The sequence below is a fragment of the Thermodesulfobacteriota bacterium genome (assembly GCA_040755095.1).
Classification (GTDB): Bacteria; Desulfobacterota; Desulfobulbia; order Desulfobulbales; family JBFMBH01; genus JBFMBH01.
On record JBFMBH010000037.1, the window covers coordinates 1 to 16,574 of the forward strand.

The 16,574-nt window shown below is 69.1% G+C and carries 12 protein-coding genes and 2 tRNA genes; 8 read left to right on the top strand and 6 right to left on the bottom strand.

All coding sequences use genetic code 11. The features are described 5' to 3' along the window. Nucleotides 1-252 (bottom strand): 2Fe-2S iron-sulfur cluster-binding protein (locus tag AB1634_07635; GenBank protein ID MEW6219393.1); only part of this gene is annotated, 252 nt, incomplete at its 3' end. Nucleotides 253-367: 115 nt separating this feature from the next. After that, the gene (locus tag AB1634_07640; GenBank protein ID MEW6219394.1) at nucleotides 368-1,132 is read right to left on the bottom strand and encodes a UPF0280 family protein; all 765 of its coding nucleotides are present in this window, start codon (nucleotides 1,130-1,132) and stop codon (nucleotides 368-370) included. Nucleotides 1,133-1,345: 213 nt separating this feature from the next. On the opposite strand from AB1634_07640, the gene AB1634_07645 reads away from it, so the two are divergent. The 4 genes from AB1634_07645 to hisA all read left to right on the top strand — a co-directional run bounded on the left by AB1634_07645 (nucleotide 1,346) and on the right by hisA (nucleotide 6,021). After that, nucleotides 1,346-2,068 (top strand): hypothetical protein, encoded by a 723-nt coding sequence (locus AB1634_07645; GenBank protein ID MEW6219395.1) that lies wholly within the window; start codon nucleotides 1,346-1,348, stop codon nucleotides 2,066-2,068. Nucleotides 2,069-2,320: 252 nt separating this feature from the next. Next, entirely contained in the window at nucleotides 2,321-4,408 is a 2,088-nt protein-coding gene (gene fusA, locus AB1634_07650; GenBank protein ID MEW6219396.1) for an elongation factor G, read from the top strand. Between the two features lie 61 nt (nucleotides 4,409-4,469). Continuing rightward, nucleotides 4,470-5,174, top strand: coding sequence for a hypothetical protein (locus AB1634_07655; protein ID MEW6219397.1), 705 nt, complete (start codon nucleotides 4,470-4,472; stop codon nucleotides 5,172-5,174). 88 nt (nucleotides 5,175-5,262) lie between these two features. Continuing rightward, nucleotides 5,263-6,021, top strand: a complete 759-nt coding sequence (hisA, locus tag AB1634_07660; GenBank protein ID MEW6219398.1) for a phosphoribosylformimino-5-aminoimidazole carboxamide ribotide isomerase — start codon at nucleotides 5,263-5,265, stop codon at nucleotides 6,019-6,021. 270 nt (nucleotides 6,022-6,291) lie between these two features. Here hisA and AB1634_07665 read toward each other — a convergent pair whose 3' ends face one another. From AB1634_07665 to AB1634_07675, 3 genes are all read right to left on the bottom strand, one after another. Further along, complete coding sequence (locus tag AB1634_07665) at nucleotides 6,292-7,050, bottom strand: VPLPA-CTERM sorting domain-containing protein (GenBank protein MEW6219399.1); 759 nt, start codon at nucleotides 7,048-7,050, stop codon at nucleotides 6,292-6,294. Between the two features lie 228 nt (nucleotides 7,051-7,278). After that, a complete protein-coding gene (locus AB1634_07670; protein MEW6219400.1) occupies nucleotides 7,279-7,674 on the bottom strand; it encodes a hypothetical protein in 396 nt (131 codons plus the stop codon). Next, the gene (locus tag AB1634_07675; protein MEW6219401.1) at nucleotides 7,675-8,676 is read right to left on the bottom strand and encodes a cation diffusion facilitator family transporter; all 1,002 of its coding nucleotides are present in this window, start codon (nucleotides 8,674-8,676) and stop codon (nucleotides 7,675-7,677) included. A gap of 301 nt (nucleotides 8,677-8,977) precedes the next feature. On the opposite strand from AB1634_07675, the gene glnD reads away from it, so the two are divergent. Together glnD and glnA are read left to right on the top strand one after the other, a co-directional pair. Then, nucleotides 8,978-11,533, top strand: a complete 2,556-nt coding sequence (gene glnD / locus AB1634_07680) for a [protein-PII] uridylyltransferase (protein MEW6219402.1) — start codon at nucleotides 8,978-8,980, stop codon at nucleotides 11,531-11,533. A gap of 96 nt (nucleotides 11,534-11,629) precedes the next feature. Beyond that, entirely contained in the window at nucleotides 11,630-13,042 is a 1,413-nt protein-coding gene (gene glnA / locus AB1634_07685; GenBank protein ID MEW6219403.1) for a type I glutamate--ammonia ligase, read from the top strand. Nucleotides 13,043-13,343: 301 nt separating this feature from the next. Here glnA and glnE read toward each other — a convergent pair whose 3' ends face one another. Next, complete coding sequence (gene glnE, locus AB1634_07690) at nucleotides 13,344-16,187, bottom strand: bifunctional [glutamate--ammonia ligase]-adenylyl-L-tyrosine phosphorylase/[glutamate--ammonia-ligase] adenylyltransferase (GenBank protein ID MEW6219404.1); 2,844 nt, start codon at nucleotides 16,185-16,187, stop codon at nucleotides 13,344-13,346. Between the two features lie 151 nt (nucleotides 16,188-16,338). On the opposite strand from glnE, the gene AB1634_07695 reads away from it, so the two are divergent. Both AB1634_07695 and AB1634_07700 read left to right on the top strand, forming a co-directional pair. Next, nucleotides 16,339-16,424 (top strand) — tRNA-Ser (locus tag AB1634_07695). A 26-nt stretch (nucleotides 16,425-16,450) separates the two neighbouring features. Beyond that, nucleotides 16,451-16,545: transfer RNA gene (locus tag AB1634_07700), tRNA-Ser, on the top strand. Nucleotides 16,546-16,574: the final 29 nt, after the last annotated feature.

A 16,574-nucleotide genomic window follows, 5' to 3' on the forward strand; every position in this document is an offset into this window, starting at 1 on the left:
AAGCGCCTTGGCCCGGCAGGCCTGCCGCACCCCCGCCACCCGATCGGCGTCGGACAGACGCTCGGAAAGCCCCCCCGCCACCGTCCCCTCCTCGACCACGATCCGGCACTTGCCGCAGACCCCGGCGCCGCCGCAGGAGGCGTTGATGTACACCCCGGCCCGGAGGGCGGCCTCCAGAAGGCTCTCGCCGGGAGCCGTCCGAACGCTGCGGCCGCTGGGCAGGAAGCGGATGGTGTGGGAAGCAGGGGACATGGTTGGATGGCTCCTCGCACAGGACTCGGTAGACAGGGCGGCGCCCTTGCCGTTGTATGTTTACCAGAAGAGACCTGGGAAAGAAATGGGGGCCGATTCTGTGCCGGCGGCACGATCAGGCCAGGGGCACCAGCTCCATTGCCCCGGCGGCTCCCAGATGCTCGCCCAGGACCACCAGGGCACCAGTCACCCCGGGGATGGCCCGGATCCGCTCCAGGGCAGGGGTGATGTCCGCGGCCTCCTTGACCAGGTTGCCCAGGGCGGTGGCGCAGGCGTCGGCCAGCGCGGCGGAGGCCGCCAGGACGGTGGCGGCGTCCGCCCGGCCCAGGCTCACCGAATGGCCCACCGTGGCGGAGGAGGTGCACAGCCCACAGGGCATGGCCGAGGCCGGGATGCGGATGCCGATGCGGCCCGACAGGGGCGAGCGGCCGGCAAAAAGACCGGCCACCACGGCCGCCTGCCGGGCCAGAAAGATATCGCCGCCGTTTTCGATCACCACCTCCTGGCAGCCGGCGGCCAGAAGATCCCGGCCGACGCCTTCGGCGATGGCCCCGGCCACCGCCGCCATGGGACCGACAGCGGCCGCGGCGCCGGCCTCCAGCATGGCCCGCACCAGGGGCGGCGCCGAGCGGTCCGGCGGCAGGGGGCTGAAACTGGTCAGAAACCCCGGCTGGCCGGCGATGTAGCCCTCCAGCTGCGCCCGGTATCGAAGGACCAGCTGCCGGGTCTCGCTGCTGCGGTCCTCGGGGGCGAGAACGGCCAGATCCGTCTCCCGCACCGTGACCTGGAAGGGGACGAGCAGGCCGGCCGCCACTGACCGGCGGTAGGTGCGCTGGCAATAGCGGGCGGGCGAGGGCGGCAAGAAGCGCTTTCGGGCCATGACCACACGTGAGCCTCCTGGCAGGGCGGGTGAATGTTCCGGAGCCGGCCGCGATCAGAGGCTTGACCCCGGCGCCGGCCGTCTCCTATCCTGAAGGCATCTGTCCTGTGCCGCCGGGCGTGTGCCATCATGATACCCCAACGCCATGGCGGCGCGCCCGTGCCGGATGGCGGTGCCAGCCGGCTCCAACCTGAAGACCGCATGGAGGAGAGCATGAACGAGCGCAGGTCCCCCTTTGGCCCATGGAGGCAGCTTCTGGCGGCTTGCCTGACCGTTGCCGTGGTCGTTGGCCTGGCCGGCACGGCCTCGGCCCTGGCGCCCATGCCGGTCACCAGCTTCACTGCCCCCTGGCAGACCTTCATCAACGGCAACGCCACCGTCACCCCTGCCGGCGCCACCGTGGCCATTACCGCCCTGGGCGGCAGCAGCACCGAGGGCTTCGGCAAGATCGGCAACGACTATGCCGGCCTGCCGATCATCGGCGCCACCGCCACGGTGGATACCCGGGACATCGGCGGCGACGCCCATGCCGGTATCCGCAAGGTCATCGGCACGGTGGACAGCGCCATGATCCAGGCCCGGATCTTCGTCACCTCCGAGGCGGCCGGCGCCCGCAAGGTGGTCTGGAAGATCCGGCGGCTCAACCCCGACAGCACGAGCCAGGACTTGGCCTCCGGCATCTTTGGCACCATGGCCGAGGATCTCGTTGGCCAGGACATCCTCCTGGCCTTCCTGCAGATGGGGCATGAGGTCTGGTTCATCGCCATGGGCCACAGCGCCGGCAACGTGCCGGCCCTGGTGAAGTATCAGCCGCTGTTGCCTTCCTTCGTCATGACGCCGGGGTACTACCCGGTGGAGATCTACGGCGGGGCCGCGCCGGGCACCGGCAACCACCTGGACGTGCTGTTCAAGGGCGTCGCCGTGCTCCGGAAGTAGCCGGACCTCCCCCGGGGGGGCGGTTGGGGACCGCCCCGCCGTCCCCGTCCCTTCCCGCCGCCGCGATTCCCCATTGACAGACCATCGGCTGTGGAGTAAACAGAGCGGATCTCTGATGCCCCTCCTCACCGAGGGGCTGTTTTATTTTCCGCGACCGCTGTTGCCCTGGCGATGGTGCTCGCGGCAGTCCCGCCTGCCGGCCCTGCCCCCAGGCGGCAAGTCCAACCGCTCTCGACGGAAAGAGTCACGACCATGAGCATCCAGCTAGATCACGTCCGCAACATCGGCATCAGCGCCCACATCGACTCCGGCAAGACCACCCTCACCGAGCGAATCCTCTTCTACACCCAGCGGATCCACGCCATCCATGACGTCAAGGGCAAGGACGGCGTCGGCGCCAAAATGGACTCCATGGAGCTGGAGCGGGAGCGGGGCATCACCATCCAGTCAGCGGCCACCTACTGCTCCTGGGCCGGACACGCTGTGAACATCATCGACACCCCGGGCCATGTGGACTTCACCATCGAGGTGGAGCGGGCCTTGCGGGTCCTGGACGGCGCCATCCTGGTCCTCTGCTCGGTGGGCGGCGTCCAGTCCCAGAGCATCACCGTCGACCGCCAGATGACCCGCTACAAGGTGCCCCGGATCGCCTTCATCAACAAGTGCGACCGCAGCGGCGCCAACCCCTACCGGGTGACCCAGCAGCTCCGGGAGAAGCTCAACCACAACGCGGTGCTCATGCAGATCCCCATCGGTCTTGAGAACGAGCTGGCCGGGGTGGTGGATCTCATCACCATGCAGGCGGTCTATTTCGACGGCGCCAATGGCGAGCGGATCCGCTACGAGCCGATCCCGGCGGACCTCTTGCCCGAGGCCGAGGCCAAGCGGGAGGAGATGCTGGATGCGGTGTCCATGTTCTCGGACGAGCTCACGGAGGCCATCCTGGAAGGCACGCCCACCGAGGCCATGATCCGCGAGGCGGTGCGCAAGGGCACCCTGAGCCTGGGGCTGACCCCGGTCTTCGTGGGCTCGGCCTACAAGAACAAGGGTGTGCAGCCGCTTCTGGATGCGGTGGCCCACTACCTGCCCAGCCCGGTGGACGTGGAGAACCGGGCCAAGGATCTGGCCAGGGACGAGGCCGAGGTGCTCCTGTCCAGCAGCCCCCAGGCCCCCCTGGTCTGCCTGGCCTTCAAGCTGGAAGACGGCCGCTACGGCCAGCTCACCTACATCCGCACCTACCAGGGCAGCATCCGCCGCGGGGATACCATCATCAACTCCCGCAGTGGCAAGAAGGTCAAGGTGGGCCGGCTGGTGCGCATGCACGCCGACGAGATGGAGGACATCGAGGCCGCGACCGCCGGCGACATCGTCGCTTTGTTCGGCATCGATTGCGCCTCCGGGGATACCTTCACCAGCCCGGAGGTCTCCTACTCCATGACCTCCATGCACGTGCCCAACCCGGTGATCTCCCTGGCCATCGTACCGGTGGACAACAAGAGCCAGATCAACATGTCCAAGGCCTTGAACCGGTTCACCAAGGAAGACCCCACCTTCCGCACGTACGTAGATGCGGAGACCGGTGAGACCATCGTCTCCGGCATGGGCGAGCTGCATCTGGATGTCTACATCGAGCGCATGAAGCGGGAGTACAACGCCGTGGTGGATGTGGGCGCGCCCCAGGTGGCCTATCGGGAGACGATCACCCGGCGGGCGGAGTTCAACTACACCCACAAGAAGCAGACCGGCGGCTCCGGCCAGTACGGCCGGGTGGCCGGCTACATCGAGCCCCTGGAGGGGAGCGACTACGAATTCGTCAACGAGGTGACCGGCGGCTCCATCCCCACCGAGTTCATCCCCTCGGTGGACAAGGGCTTCCAGCAGTGCCTGAAGAAGGGCTCCCTGGCGGCCTTTCCGGTGACCGGTGTCCGCCTGGTGATCAACGACGGCGCCTCCCACTCCGTGGACTCCTCGGACAACGCCTTCCAGGCCGCCGGCATCGGCGCCTTCCGGGAGGGCTATCTCAAGGCTGGCCCGGTGCTCATGGAGCCGATCATGAAGGTGGCGGTGGAAGGACCCAGCGAGTTCCAGGGCGCCATCATGGGCACCATCAACCAGCGGCGAGGCATGATCGTCGGCACCTCCGACGAGGGCAACTACACGGTGATCGAGGCCGAGGTGCCCCTGGCGGAGATGTTCGGCTACTCGACGGTGCTCCGTTCCGGCACCCAGGGCAAGGCGGAGTTCACCATGGAGTTCGCCACCTACCGGCAGGTGCCGAAGAACGTGGCGGAGCAGGTCATCAAGGAGGCCAATGAGAAGAGGAAGCAGTCGGCGGCATGAATCGCAGGCTCCCCTGCCCGCGCCGGTCAACGTCATCTATCTCAAAGACAGGAGTGCCGCCATGCTCAAGCGTGACCTGATCGTCAAGAACCCGCTCCGGGCCATCGAGCCGGACTCCGGGGCCTACACCACGCCGCACCGCCTGGGCCTGGTCATCGCCCGGGCCGGCACCGGCAAGACCGCCCTTCTGGTGCAGATCGCCCTGGACAGCATGCTCCGGGGCAACCGGGTGGTGCATGTCAGTGTGGGCGAGAGCCTGGACAAGACCCGGGCCTGGTATGAGGACCTCTTCCGCCACCTGGCCCAGGCCTATCAACTGGAGCACGCCCAGGACGTCTACCGGGAGATCATGCGCAACCGTATGATCATGACCTTCAAGGCCACCTCGTTTGCCGCCCCCAAACTGGAGGAGCGCCTGAACGACCTGGTCTACCAGGACATCTTCAAGCCGGAGTGCCTGGTCATCGACGGCTTCGACTTCACCCAGGCCGCCCGCAAGGATCTGGCCGATATCCGAGAGCTTATGCAGGCGATGAACCTGCACGTCTGGTTTTCGGCCATCCGCCACCGGGACGACACCCGGGTCAGCGACCTCGGGGTGCCGGCGCCCTGCCACGACCTGGCGGACCTCTTCGAGACCATCATCCTCCTGGACCCGCGGCAGGAGGGCATCAGCCTCAAGATCCTCAAGGATCACACGGTGGACCGAGGGGCCCGACCGTCCCTGCTCCTGGATCCGGCAACCTTCCTGGTCAAAGGCCAGTGAGGGCCAGCCAGCCGACCGCTGGCATCCATCGGGGCAGGGTCTACCGGGGACCCTGCCCTTTTTTCATGCCCGTGCGCCAGGAGAGACTATGCGCTTCCGGCCATGCATCGACCTTCACCAGGGCCAGGTGAAGCAGATTGTCGGCAGCACCCTGGCCGATGACGACCCCGGCCGGCTGACCACCAATTTCGCCTCCGGCCAGCCTGCGGCCTTCTACGCCGACCTCTACCGGCGGGACGACCTGCCGGGGGGCCATGTCATCATGCTGGGCCCCGGCAACGAGACGGCGGCGCGGCAGGCCCTGGCGGCTTACCCTGGCGGCCTGCAGATCGGTGGCGGCATCACCGCCGCCAACGCTGGCACCTGGCTGGACGCCGGGGCCGCGGCGGTGATCGTCACCTCCTTCGTCTTCCGGGACGGCCAGATCCTCTACGACCACCTCGCGGCCCTCACCCGGGCGGTGGGCCGGGAGCGGCTGGTGATCGATCTTTCCTGCCGCAAGGGCGCAGACGGCCGGTACTCCGTGGTCACCGACCGCTGGCAGCGGTTCACCCAGGTGCGGGTGGAGCCGGCCACCCTGGACCTCTTCGCCCGCCATGCCGGTGAGTTCCTCATCCACGCCGCCGACGTCGAGGGCCGCTGCCAGGGCATCGCCACCGATCTGGCTGCTCTCATCGGCTCCTGGGCCGGCATTCCGGTCACCTATGCCGGTGGCATCAGCTCGCTGGCCGATCTTACGCTGCTGCGGGATCTGGGCCAGGGCCGCCTGGACTTCACGGTGGGCAGCGCCCTGGACCTCTTCGGCGGCACGGGGATCACGTACGCCCAGGCCAAGGCCTTCCGTTGAGCGCTGCCATACGCGGGGCGCACCCGCATGGGTGAAACGCCGCAAGCTGGCCATGGTGGCCTCCCATAAGTCGTATAGGTCCTGTAAGTCCCATGGGTCCATGGGAGCTATGAGAGCTATGGGAGTTGTGGGAGTTGTGGGTTGCCATGCGCGGGGCGCACCCGAATGGGTAGCACGCCGAAAGTCCGCGGCAAGGGCTGTGCCAAACGACGACCGGCGGGAAGCTCGTGCTTCCCGCCGGTCGCGGCTTTCGGGACTGATGCTGCCGGACTAGCCGCGTGGTCGCACCCGGCGGACACCAGCCAAGCCGGCCAGCCCGGAGGCCAGCAACAGCCCGGCGGCCGGCACCGGCACCGGGGCAGCGCCCTCATACACCGCATAGAGGCCATGCCCGTAGTACGACACCAGAGTCTCGGCGTTATCCCCGGCCACCAGGTCCAGGGTGTCCTGGCCGTTGCCCTGATGCAGATGATCCACCCCGTTGAAGATCGGGTGCGAGCTGCTGATGGGGATGCTGCCAGACACCCCGTTGTACTCGGTGTCGAGGCCCAGGCCGAAGTTGTTCAGGAACGGGTTCCAAAGAGCGGCCTCGCCCCCGGCGCCACCCCAGCCGGTGCCGCCGGCCAAATAGACGTTGCCGCCGCCCTGCACATACTGGGTGAGGACGGTGGTGTCGGCCGCCGTGCCGGCCAGAAAGACCCCGTCGTAGGCCTGCAGGGTCGCCAGGTCGAACGACACAGCGGTGGAAACCGTCCAGGAATGGCCGGCCCCGGTCATGGAGTTGGCCAAGTCGGTGCCGGTCAGCCCGAAGTTGTTCGAATAGGCCAGAAAGCTGCCGGCGCTGCCGCCCGTGAACCAGGCGGCCACGTTGGTGGCAAAGACTCCCGGATCGTTGGGCTCGGTGTAATGGGCGTAGGACAGGGTCCACTCGTCATTGGCCAGGACGATCTTGCCCGCCGAGGCGGGGCCGGCCAGGCCGAGCAGCAGGCCGCCGCCGATGGCCAGGGCGGAGAAGATGGTTCGTTTCATGATGCCTCCTTCATTTGGGGTCACGGTGCATGCGGGGCAGAGCAGGGCTTCCTGACAGGCGAGAGTGTAGCAAACCTCATGCCCACCAGGCCACCGCAGGCCCCGGACGGCAAACCGGCCGCGGTGGCCCTCTCCGGCCTGTGATCCAGTCCGGGCCTCTCCGGCCGGCCGGTCGGTTCTCCGGAAAGATCGTCCGGATTCCGGGAAAGCCGGGCCGGCCCCTGGTCCTCACCGGACAGCCAGCATGAGGTCCACGGCAGCGGCCAGGATGGAGAGAATGAAGATCACCAGGTAGTTCCAGTTCTCCCGGGACTTCTTCACCGAGCCGAGGACGTAGAGGAGGGCCTGGCGCTCGGCGTCGCTCAAGGGAGCGCCGGCCTGCACCCGGTCCAGCAGGGCGAAGTGGTCGATGGCCTGCCGGCGGCGCTGGGAGATGCGGTAGCGGAAGGCGAAAAAGGCCACGTAGCCCACCAGGCCCAGGTACCAGATCGGCCGGAAAAGGGCCGGCGCCAAGTGGTTAACGACGATGAGCAGGCGGAAGGCCAGGGCCGATACAAGGCCCACCACGAAGAACAGATTGACCACCCACAAGGGCAGGGTCCGGGGGGGAGGCGCGGCGGTCATTTACTTGCGGCTGGCCGCGGTGGCAGCCGCGGTGGGCCGGCAGCAGCAGCGGTCATCGCCGCCCACCCGGCAGGATGGGCCCAGCTCGGTATCCCGGAGGTCGTGGCTCGACTCCAGCTGGATGGTGACGTGCCGGATGCCGAAGCGCTCCCGGAGCTCCAGCACCAGGGCCTGCAGGAGCTGCGGCTGGCTGGGCGCCTCGGCGACGGTCACCACGTGGGCCGAGACCGCCTCATGGCCGCTGGCTATGGACCAGATGTGGAGGTCATAGACGCAGCAGACCCCGGGGTGGCCGAGGATCGCCGCTTCCACATCCCGGTAGCTGAGGTGGCCGGGCACCCCCAGAAGGAGCATGTGCACCGCCTCCCGCACCAGCCCCCAGGAGCTGGCGAGGATGAGCAGGCAGATGCCGAAGGAGGCCAGGGGATCGGCCAGGGTCCACCCCCAGGCCCAGATGACGAGGGCCGCGGACAGGGCGGCCAGAGAGCCCAGGCCGTCCGCCACCACGTGCAGGAAGGCGCCGCGGATGTTGAGGCTCTCATGGCGGTGGCCGTGGAGGAGGCGGATGGAGATGAGATTGACCGCCAAGCCCAGGGCCGCCACCAGCATCATGCCCAGGGGCTTCACCGCTGGCGGTGCGCTCAGGCGCTGGAACGCCTCGTGCAAGATGATGCCGACGATCCCCCACAGCGCCAGCCCATTGGCCAGGGCGGCCAGGATCTCGAACCGGCGGTAGCCGAAGGTCTTGGTGACGGATGGCGGCCTCGCGCCGACCCGGAGGGCGAAGAGGCTCAAGCCCAGGGCGGCCGCGTCGGTGAGCATATGGCCGGCATCCGAAAGCAGGGCCAGGGAGTTGGTCAGCCATCCCCCCACCGCCTCGCCGGCCATGAACAGCAGCGTGACGGCCAGCGACAGGGCCAGGCGCCGCCCGGGGTCGCCCCCCTGGCTGTGGTCGTGGTGCGGGTGGTCGTGATGGTGGACAGGGCCGGACTCGGAGCTCATGGGGCTTCATAGTAGCCCGCCCTGCCCGGGAAGTCCATCCCCACCCCGCTGGCTGCGGGACCCGCAATCCTACAAAATCGTCGCTCAGCCATCCCCTCTTTTTACAGGATTGTCTGATAACCCTTTGGCCAGCCGGGGAGGCCTTGCCGGAATCTTCCTTGTATGCCACGCTGTTGGCCAGCAGGGCCACCTCTGGCACCGCACTTGCTGTAGGCTTCGGCGTGGAAGACTGCGCCGCGTTTTGCGAACAGGCCCGCGTGGCGGGCCAGCCTTTGGCCTGGTGCCCGGCCCCAGCTCGGTCATGACCGCCCCCACCCTCGCCACCCTGCCGTCCCCGGGCCAGCGCCTGGAGGCCCTGTGGGCCCAGAGCCTGTCTGGCCGCGCGCTCTTGGCTGCCCACACCCGGGAGATGGACCGGTTCATCGCCGGCAGCTTGGCGGCCGCCACGCTGCCGGAGGCCGGCCTGGCTCTGGTGGCTCTGGGCGGCTATGGCCGGTGCGAGCTGTTCGCGTATTCCGACGTGGATCTTCTCTTCCTGCACGACGGCTTGTCCGAAGAGGAGCTGGGCCGGGCGGTGGAGGCGGTGCTCTATCCTTTGTGGGATTCGGGCGTCGACGTCGGCCACGGGGTGCGCACCGTCGAGGCCTGCCTGGACGACGCCGAGCAGGACTTCACCCTGCTGGTGGCCCTCTTGGACAGCCGCCTGGTGGCGGGCGATCCGGCCCTTTTTCAGCGGGTCCGGGCGGCCTACCAGGAGCGGTTCGTGGACGGCCGGCGCCGCCAGTTCGTCACCGAGATGATCGCCAGTCGCCGCCGGCGCCACGAGGTGTTCGGCGCCCACACCTACCTTCTGGAGCCCCATCTCAAGGAAAGCCGGGGCGGCCTTCGGGACATCCAGGCCATGCTGTGGACGGCCCGGGTGGTGTTTGGGCTGGCGGACCTGGGCGCCCTGGTGGAATCCGGGGTGCTGGAGCCCTCGGAAGGCCAGGCCTGCGAGGCGGCCTGGGAGGAGCTGGCCCGGGTGCGCAACCGGCTGCACCGCCGCTGCAACCGCCGCAACGACCAGCTGTTTCTGGAGCACCAGGCCGAGGTGGCAGCCGATCTGGGCTACCGGGATCAGGACGGGCTTTTGGCCGTGGAGCATTTCATGCGCCAGCTCCATGGCCACCTCCACGCGGTGACCGTGGCCGCCGACCTCTTCTTCGAGCACGCCGAGGAGGTGCTGGGCCTGCGGCCGTCGCCCCTGGAGGGCCGGCGGCTGGAGCCGGGCCTGGCGGTGCGGGCCGGCAGCATCCACTTCGAGGCGCCGGCGACACTGGAGCGCCGGCCGCTCACCATGATGCGGGCCTTTGTCCAGGCAGCGGCCACCGGCCTGCCCCTGCACCACCGGACCCACCGGATCATCCGGGAGCGCCTGCATCTCATTGGCGACGGGCAGCGCCGCAGCCGCCGGCTGGCGGCCGGCCTCTTCGCCATCCTGGAGAGCAGCCACACCGGCACCGTGCTCACCGCCATGCTGGAGACCGGGATGCTGGCCGCCGTCATCCCGGAATTCGCGCCGGTGGTGTGCCTCGCCCAGCACGACGTCTACCACGTCGCCACCGTGGACCGTCACTCCATCGCCACCGTGGTGGAGCTGATGCGGCTCCGGGAGGAGGAGGTCGAGTTCTTTTCCCGGGTGGAGAATACGGGCCTCCTGATGCTGGCGGGCCTTCTCCACGATATCGGCAAGGGTCGGGGTCGCGGCCATGCCGAGCGAGGCGCCCAGCTGGCCGAGGGCATTGGCCGCCGCCTGGGCCTGACCGGGGAAGCGGTGGCGACCCTGGTCTTTCTTGTTGGCCGGCATGTCTTTCTCATGGATACCGCCTTGCGCCGGGACCTGGACGATGAGCGCTTCATCGAGCGGTGCAGCCGGGAGGTCGGCGACCACCAGCGGCTGGCCATGCTCTTTCTCCTGACCAAGGCCGACTCCCGGGCCACGGGCCCCGCGGCTTGGAGCGACTGGAAAGGGGCGCTCATCCGGGAGCTCCATGACAAGATCGCCCTGCACCTGGACGAGACGCCGCGGCCCGCCGTGGAGATCGCCCGGGGCAAGGCCGCCGCCGAGCGCGCCCTCCTGGCCACCCTGGTGGATCCCCGGCTCTGGGGCCTGGTCGCCGAGCTGCCGGAGGACTACCTGGCCGCCTGCGCAGCGCCGGTGGTGAGCCGGCATCTCGAGCTGCGGGAGCTTCTTTCCTCGCAGCCGGCGGTGGTGCGGGCCGAGCCCCGGGGCGGCGTCTGGTCGGTGACAGTGCTGGCCCGGGACCGTCTGGGCCTTCTGGCCCGCATCGTCGGCAGCCTGGCCCTCCACGGTCTGGAGGTGGTGGCGGCCCAGATCTTCACCTGGCCGGATGGCACGGCCGTGGACCTCCTGGACGTGGTGCCGACCCTGGACCTGGGCTTCGAAGACCTGGACTGGCTGGCGGTGGAGACCAACCTGGGCCAGGCCGTCGCCAATCGCCTGGCCCTGGGCCATCGCCTGGCCGGCCAGGCGGCGGCGGGCGCCCTGGTCCGCCGCCGCCAGACCGCGGCCCGTTTGCGGCCCCAGCCGCGGGTGGTGCTGGACAACGCCACCTCGGATCTGTTCACGGTCGTGGAGGTCTACGCGCCTGGCCGGGCGTCCCTGCTGTACAACATCACCCGTACCCTGGCGGAGCTGGGCATCAGTATCTTCCGCGCCCGGATCGGACCGGAGCGGGACCGGGTGGTCAACGTCTTCTACGTGCTGGACGAGACCGGCGCTCGGATCGTGGATCCGGCCTTCGAGGCCGAGGTGCGCGCGGCCCTGCTCCATGCCGCCGCCGTGGAAGCGGCCTGACGAGCGGCCCATTTGCCGGAAGCCAGGGCCGCCGGGGGATGGACCGGCGGCCCTTCAAAGCGTACCCATCCTTTATTCCCCTCAAGGAGGACTCTCATGAGCAAGAAGGCAGTTTTGGAAATGGCCAAGGAGCGTGGGGCCAAGGTGGTGGACATCCGCTTCCTGGACTTCCCCGGCGTCTGGCAGCACTTCACGGTGCCGATCAGCGAGCTGTCCGAGTCCAGCTTCGACGACGGCTTCGGCTTCGATGGCTCCAGCATCCGCGGCTGGCAGCCCATCCACGCCAGCGACATGCTGGTCATCCCTGATCCCACCACCGCCAAGATGGACCCGTTCTTTGAGGTCCCGACCCTGGTGCTGATTGGCGACATCGTCGATCCCTTGACCCGGGTGCCGTACAGCCGGGATCCCCGCAACATCGCCAAGAAGGCCGAGGCCTATCTGGCGTCCACGGGCCTGGGCGACACCGCCTTCTTCGGCCCGGAGGCGGAGTTCTTCATCTTCGACGACGTCCGCTTCTCTTCCAACCCCTACGGCTCGTTCTACCAGATCGATTCCGTGGAGGGCATCTGGAACTCCGACCGGGACGAGAACCCGAACCTGGGCTACAAGCCCCGCCACAAGGAAGGCTACTTCCCGGTGCCGCCCACCGACAAGTTCCAGGACCTGCGCACCGAGATGATGATGGTCCTGGAGGGTCTGGGCATCGACGTCGAGTGCCAGCACCACGAGGTGGCCACCGCCGGCCAGGCCGAGATCGACATGCGCTTCAAGCCCCTGGTCCAGATGGGCGACCAGCTCATGTGGTTCAAGTACGTGCTCAAGAACGTCGCCTACCGCAAGGGCCACACCGTCACCTTCATGCCCAAGCCGATGTTCGGCGACAACGGCACCGGCATGCACACCCATGTCTCCCTCTGGAAGGACGGCCAGCCCACCTTTGCCGGCGACAAGTATGCCGGCCTGTCCCAGAATGCGCTGTACGCCATCGGCGGCATCCTCAAGCACGGCCGGGCCCTGTGCGCCATCTGCAACCCGACCACCAACTCCTACAAGCGCCTGGTGCCGGGCTACGAGGCGCCGGTGAACCTGGCCTACTCCAGCCGCAACCGCAGCGCCTCGGTGCGGATCCCCATGTATTCCGACTCGCCCAAGGCCAAGCGCATCGAGTTCAGGACCCCGGACCCGTCCTGCAACGGCTACATGGCCTTCTCGGCCATCCTCATGGCGGTGATCGACGGCATCCAGAACCGGATCGATCCCGGTGATCCCCTGGACAAGAACATCTACAGCCTCACCCCGGAACAGCTCGCCCAGGTGCCCTCCGCCCCTGGCTCCCTGCAGGAGGCGCTGGAGGCCTTGCAGGCTGACCATGCCTTCCTGCTGAAGGGCGACGTCTTCACCCAGGATGTCATCGACACCTGGATCGAATACAAGACCGAAAACGAGGTGGACCCGGTGCGGCTGCGCCCCCATCCCCACGAGTTCCTGCTTTACTTCGACATCTGAGCCGGCACCTGTTGTTCGGCTGCAGGGTCATCAAGGCCGGCCGGCGCACTCGGGCGCCAGCCGGCCTTTTTTTGCGGTGGGAAGGATGAGGCATGAGGAACAGAAGGCTCCGCCGGCGCTCCCAGGAGGCAGTCTTCCGCCTCCTGCCGGGGGGGACACCCCCTGCGCCCTCTGCGGCCGGGACACGATTCCCGAGCGCCTGGTCTGGGTGGGAGGCGACGGCTGGGTCTGCCTGGAGTGCCGGGCCGAGGTGGAAAGCTGCGGCTGCAGCGACGAATGAGCCGTTCTTGCGCCGTGGCGGTCATCTGAGGACCGCGTCCCAGACCCGCCGCACCTCCCGCCGCAGGTCGCTGAAAGCGGCAGCCGGCACCAGGGCCGGCTCCTCGGCCAGGGCCTGGCGGTGCAGGATGCCGCGCAGCTGGCCGTAGGATTCGGCCAGGCAGCGGGCATCGTTCTGGGCCAGGACGCCCGCCTCGGCCAGCGCGGCCAGAATCGCCTGGGTGCCGGTTGCCGTTGCCAGCTCCGGGTGGCGGTGGCAGGCGACCAGCACCCCGTACTGCGCCAGGAAATCGATATCCACCATGCCGCCCGGGTCCATCTTGGGATGGAAGAGCGCCGGGTCGTGGGGCTGCTCGGCGGCCAGGAGCCGCTGCCGCATCCGCAAGACCTCCTGGCGCAGGGTAGCCGCATCCCGGGGCTGGCCGAGGATAGCCGCTCGGGCCGGGCCGAAGGCGGCCATGAGCCCCTGGTCCCCGGCCACCGCCCGGGCGCGCACCAGGGCCTGGTGCTCCCAGGTCCAGGCTGCCGTGGCCTGGTAGTCCCAGAAGGACGCCAGCTCGCTCACCAGCATGCCGGCGTTGCCACTGGGCCGCAGCCGGCTGTCCACCGGGTAGAGGATGCCTGCCTCGGTCGGCGTGACCAGAAGATGGATCACCCGCTGGGCGAGGCGGGCGAAAAACTGGGGGCCGGGCAGGGGCTGGGCCCCGGTGGTCGGCTCTTGGCCCTGGGCGGTGTGGAGGAAGACCAGGTCCAGGTCCGAGGTGAAGGCCAGCTCGTGGGCTCCGAAGGTGCCGTAGGCCACCACCAGGATGCCCCGATCGTGGCCAGTGGGATCCGAGGACAGCCGGGGCCGGCCATGCCGGGCCACCAGATGGGTCCAGGCGAGATCGATCACCGCCGCCAGGATCGCCTCGGCCAGGCTGCTGAGCCGCTGGCAGGCGGTGCGATTGTCGATCCGCTCCTCGCACACGGCCAGGGCCAGACGCAGGATCTGGGCCTGCTTCAGCCGCCGGAGGCTGTCGGCGCAATCCTCGGGATCGAGGCCAGCCAGGGGAGCGAGGCCAGCCTCGATGGCGGCCTGCCAGCGGTCCGCCTCGGCGAGGTCCCCCAGGTCCGGTTCCAGGAGATCATCCAGGAGCCGGGGCAGGCGGCGGATCTGGGTGGCCAGCCAGGGGCTGGCCTGGCAGATGCCGGCCAGGCGGGGCAGGACCCCGGGGTTTTCGGCCAACAGGGCCAGATAGGTGCTGCGCCCGCCGATGGCCCGCAGGATGTCGAGGAGCCGTCCCAGGACCTGGTCGGGGCTCGCCTCGGCGCCGGCAGCAGCGAGGAGCGGCGGACCCAGCCGCTCCAGCCGGCGGCGGCCGGCGTCATTGAGGCTGCGCAGGACAGGTCCCTGACGAAAAGCGGCCAGCTCGGCCAGCACCTGATCCGGCTCCTGGAAGCCCAGCTCAGCCAGGAGGGGGCCGGCGGCGGCGACGGCCGGCGGTTGCCCCCAGAGGTCGGCCAGGGCCGCCTGCCTGGGGCCGGCGGCCGCAGCCTTCCCATCCTGGCGGAGCAGGCCGGCAAAGCTCTGGGCCACCAGCTGCCGGGCAGCAGCCAGGCGGGCCAGGCAGGCCTCCCAGCCGGCCATGCCCAGGCTGGCGGCCAGGCGGGCCTGGGCCTCGGGGTCATCCGGCAGGGTATGGGTCTGCTGGCATTCAACGGCTTGCAGCCGGTGCTCGGCGTCCCGCAGCAGGGCGTAGGCTGCCAGGAGGCCATGGCCCTCGGCGGCGGACAGCCAGCCGCCCCGGACCAGGGCCGGCAGCGCCTCCAGGACCGAGGGCGTGCGCAAGGCGGCATGCCGGCCGCCATGGATGAGCTGCAGGGTCTGGACGAGGAATTCCACCTGGCGGATGCCGCCGGGCCCCAGCTTGAGATCCCTGGGCTGGCTGGCGGCCCGGGCGGCCGCCAGCCGCTCCTTGAGGTCCCGCAGGCTGTCCAGGGCGCCGAAGTCCAGATAGCGCCGGTAAACAAATGGTGTGATAGCGGCCAGAAGCCTGGCACCGGCCTGGCGGTCCCCGGCCACCGGCCGGGCCCGCAGCCAGGCCAGCCGCTCCCAGGCTCGGCCGTAGGCCTCCAGATAGGCCTCCACCTGGGCCGGTGTCATGACCAGGGGGCCGGCATCCCCAAAGGGACGCAGGCGCAGGTCCACCCGGAAGACGTGCCCGTCCGCGGTCTGGCTGCCCAGAACCCGCAGGAGCTGGCGGACCAGGCCGGCCGGCTCGGCTGCCCCGCCGTCACCGCCGGGCTCGCCAGCGGTGCCGATCAGCACCAGATCGACGTCCGAGGAGACGTTCAGCTCCCAGCCTCCCAGCTTGCCCATGCCCAGGACCGCCAACCGGGGCGCGGCCGTCCCCCCCGTCTCGTGCCGCCAGGAGGCCAGGCCCGCCAGGGCCGCATCGATGGCGGCTTCGGCCAGCCAGGACAGGTCGCGCATGGTCTCCGCCAGGTCGGCCCAGCCCACGAGATCCCGCCAGATGATCCGCACCATCTCCCGGTGGCGCAGGCGGCGCAGCCGCCGGCCGAGCTCCGCCTCGTCGCCGGCGCCCCGGGTCCCCATCTCGAGACGCCGCGCCAGGCCGGTGGCCCTGGCGCTCACCAGGAGGTCACCACTGGCCGCCAGGTCCTGGAGGATCTCCGGGTAGCGGCAGCAGGTGTCGGCCAGATAGCGGGACAAGGCCCAGGCCGCGGGCAGGGAGTCCACCAGCACGGCCGGCAGGCGACGGCTCCAGGGGTGCTGGTGCTGAAAGCCCTGCCAGCGCTCCACCGCCGGTGCCAGCAGGCTCCTGGGCAGGCCGGGCAGGGGCTGGGCACCGCAGGTGAGCATGGCCAATCCTCACGGACAGGGAGGGGAATCAAGGCCGGCCGGCGGTGGCGGCGGCCGGGAGATCGGCCCCAGTGTAGCACACCTGGCAGCGGCTGCCTGCCTGCCGATTGACAGCCTGGCAGGCCCGTGGTAAACAGGACAGGTCAGTGCGGGAGGGATGGCCGAGTGGTTGAAGGCGGCGGTCTTGAAAACCGTTGAACGTAAGTTCCGTGGGTTCGAATCCTACTCCCTCCGCCAGAGCGCGCCCCCACCAGCATTCCTGCGGAGAGATGACCGAGTAGGCCGAAGGTGCTCGCCTGCTAAGCGAGTGTAGGGCCATAAAGCCTTACCGAGGGTTCGAATCCCTCTCTCTCCGCCAGTCAACTCTTGGGCCTGCTGGACGTCCTG

Excerpts from the sequence above, each read along its gene's own strand:
- AB1634_07640 (MEW6219394.1), bottom strand. The coding sequence starts at position 1,132 with ATGGCCCGAAAGCGCTTCTTGCCGCCCTCGCCCGCCCGCTATTGCCAG.
- AB1634_07645 (MEW6219395.1), top strand. The coding sequence starts at position 1,346 with ATGAACGAGCGCAGGTCCCCCTTTGGCCCATGGAGGCAGCTTCTGGCG.
- fusA (MEW6219396.1), top strand. The coding sequence starts at position 2,321 with ATGAGCATCCAGCTAGATCACGTCCGCAACATCGGCATCAGCGCCCAC.
- AB1634_07655 (MEW6219397.1), top strand. The coding sequence starts at position 4,470 with ATGCTCAAGCGTGACCTGATCGTCAAGAACCCGCTCCGGGCCATCGAG.
- hisA (MEW6219398.1), top strand. The coding sequence starts at position 5,263 with ATGCGCTTCCGGCCATGCATCGACCTTCACCAGGGCCAGGTGAAGCAG.
- AB1634_07665 (MEW6219399.1), bottom strand. The coding sequence starts at position 7,050 with ATGAAACGAACCATCTTCTCCGCCCTGGCCATCGGCGGCGGCCTGCTG.
- AB1634_07670 (MEW6219400.1), bottom strand. The coding sequence starts at position 7,674 with ATGACCGCCGCGCCTCCCCCCCGGACCCTGCCCTTGTGGGTGGTCAAT.
- AB1634_07675 (MEW6219401.1), bottom strand. The coding sequence starts at position 8,676 with ATGAGCTCCGAGTCCGGCCCTGTCCACCATCACGACCACCCGCACCAC.
- glnD (MEW6219402.1), top strand. The coding sequence starts at position 8,978 with ATGACCGCCCCCACCCTCGCCACCCTGCCGTCCCCGGGCCAGCGCCTG.
- glnA (MEW6219403.1), top strand. The coding sequence starts at position 11,630 with ATGAGCAAGAAGGCAGTTTTGGAAATGGCCAAGGAGCGTGGGGCCAAG.
- glnE (MEW6219404.1), bottom strand. The coding sequence starts at position 16,187 with ATGCTCACCTGCGGTGCCCAGCCCCTGCCCGGCCTGCCCAGGAGCCTG.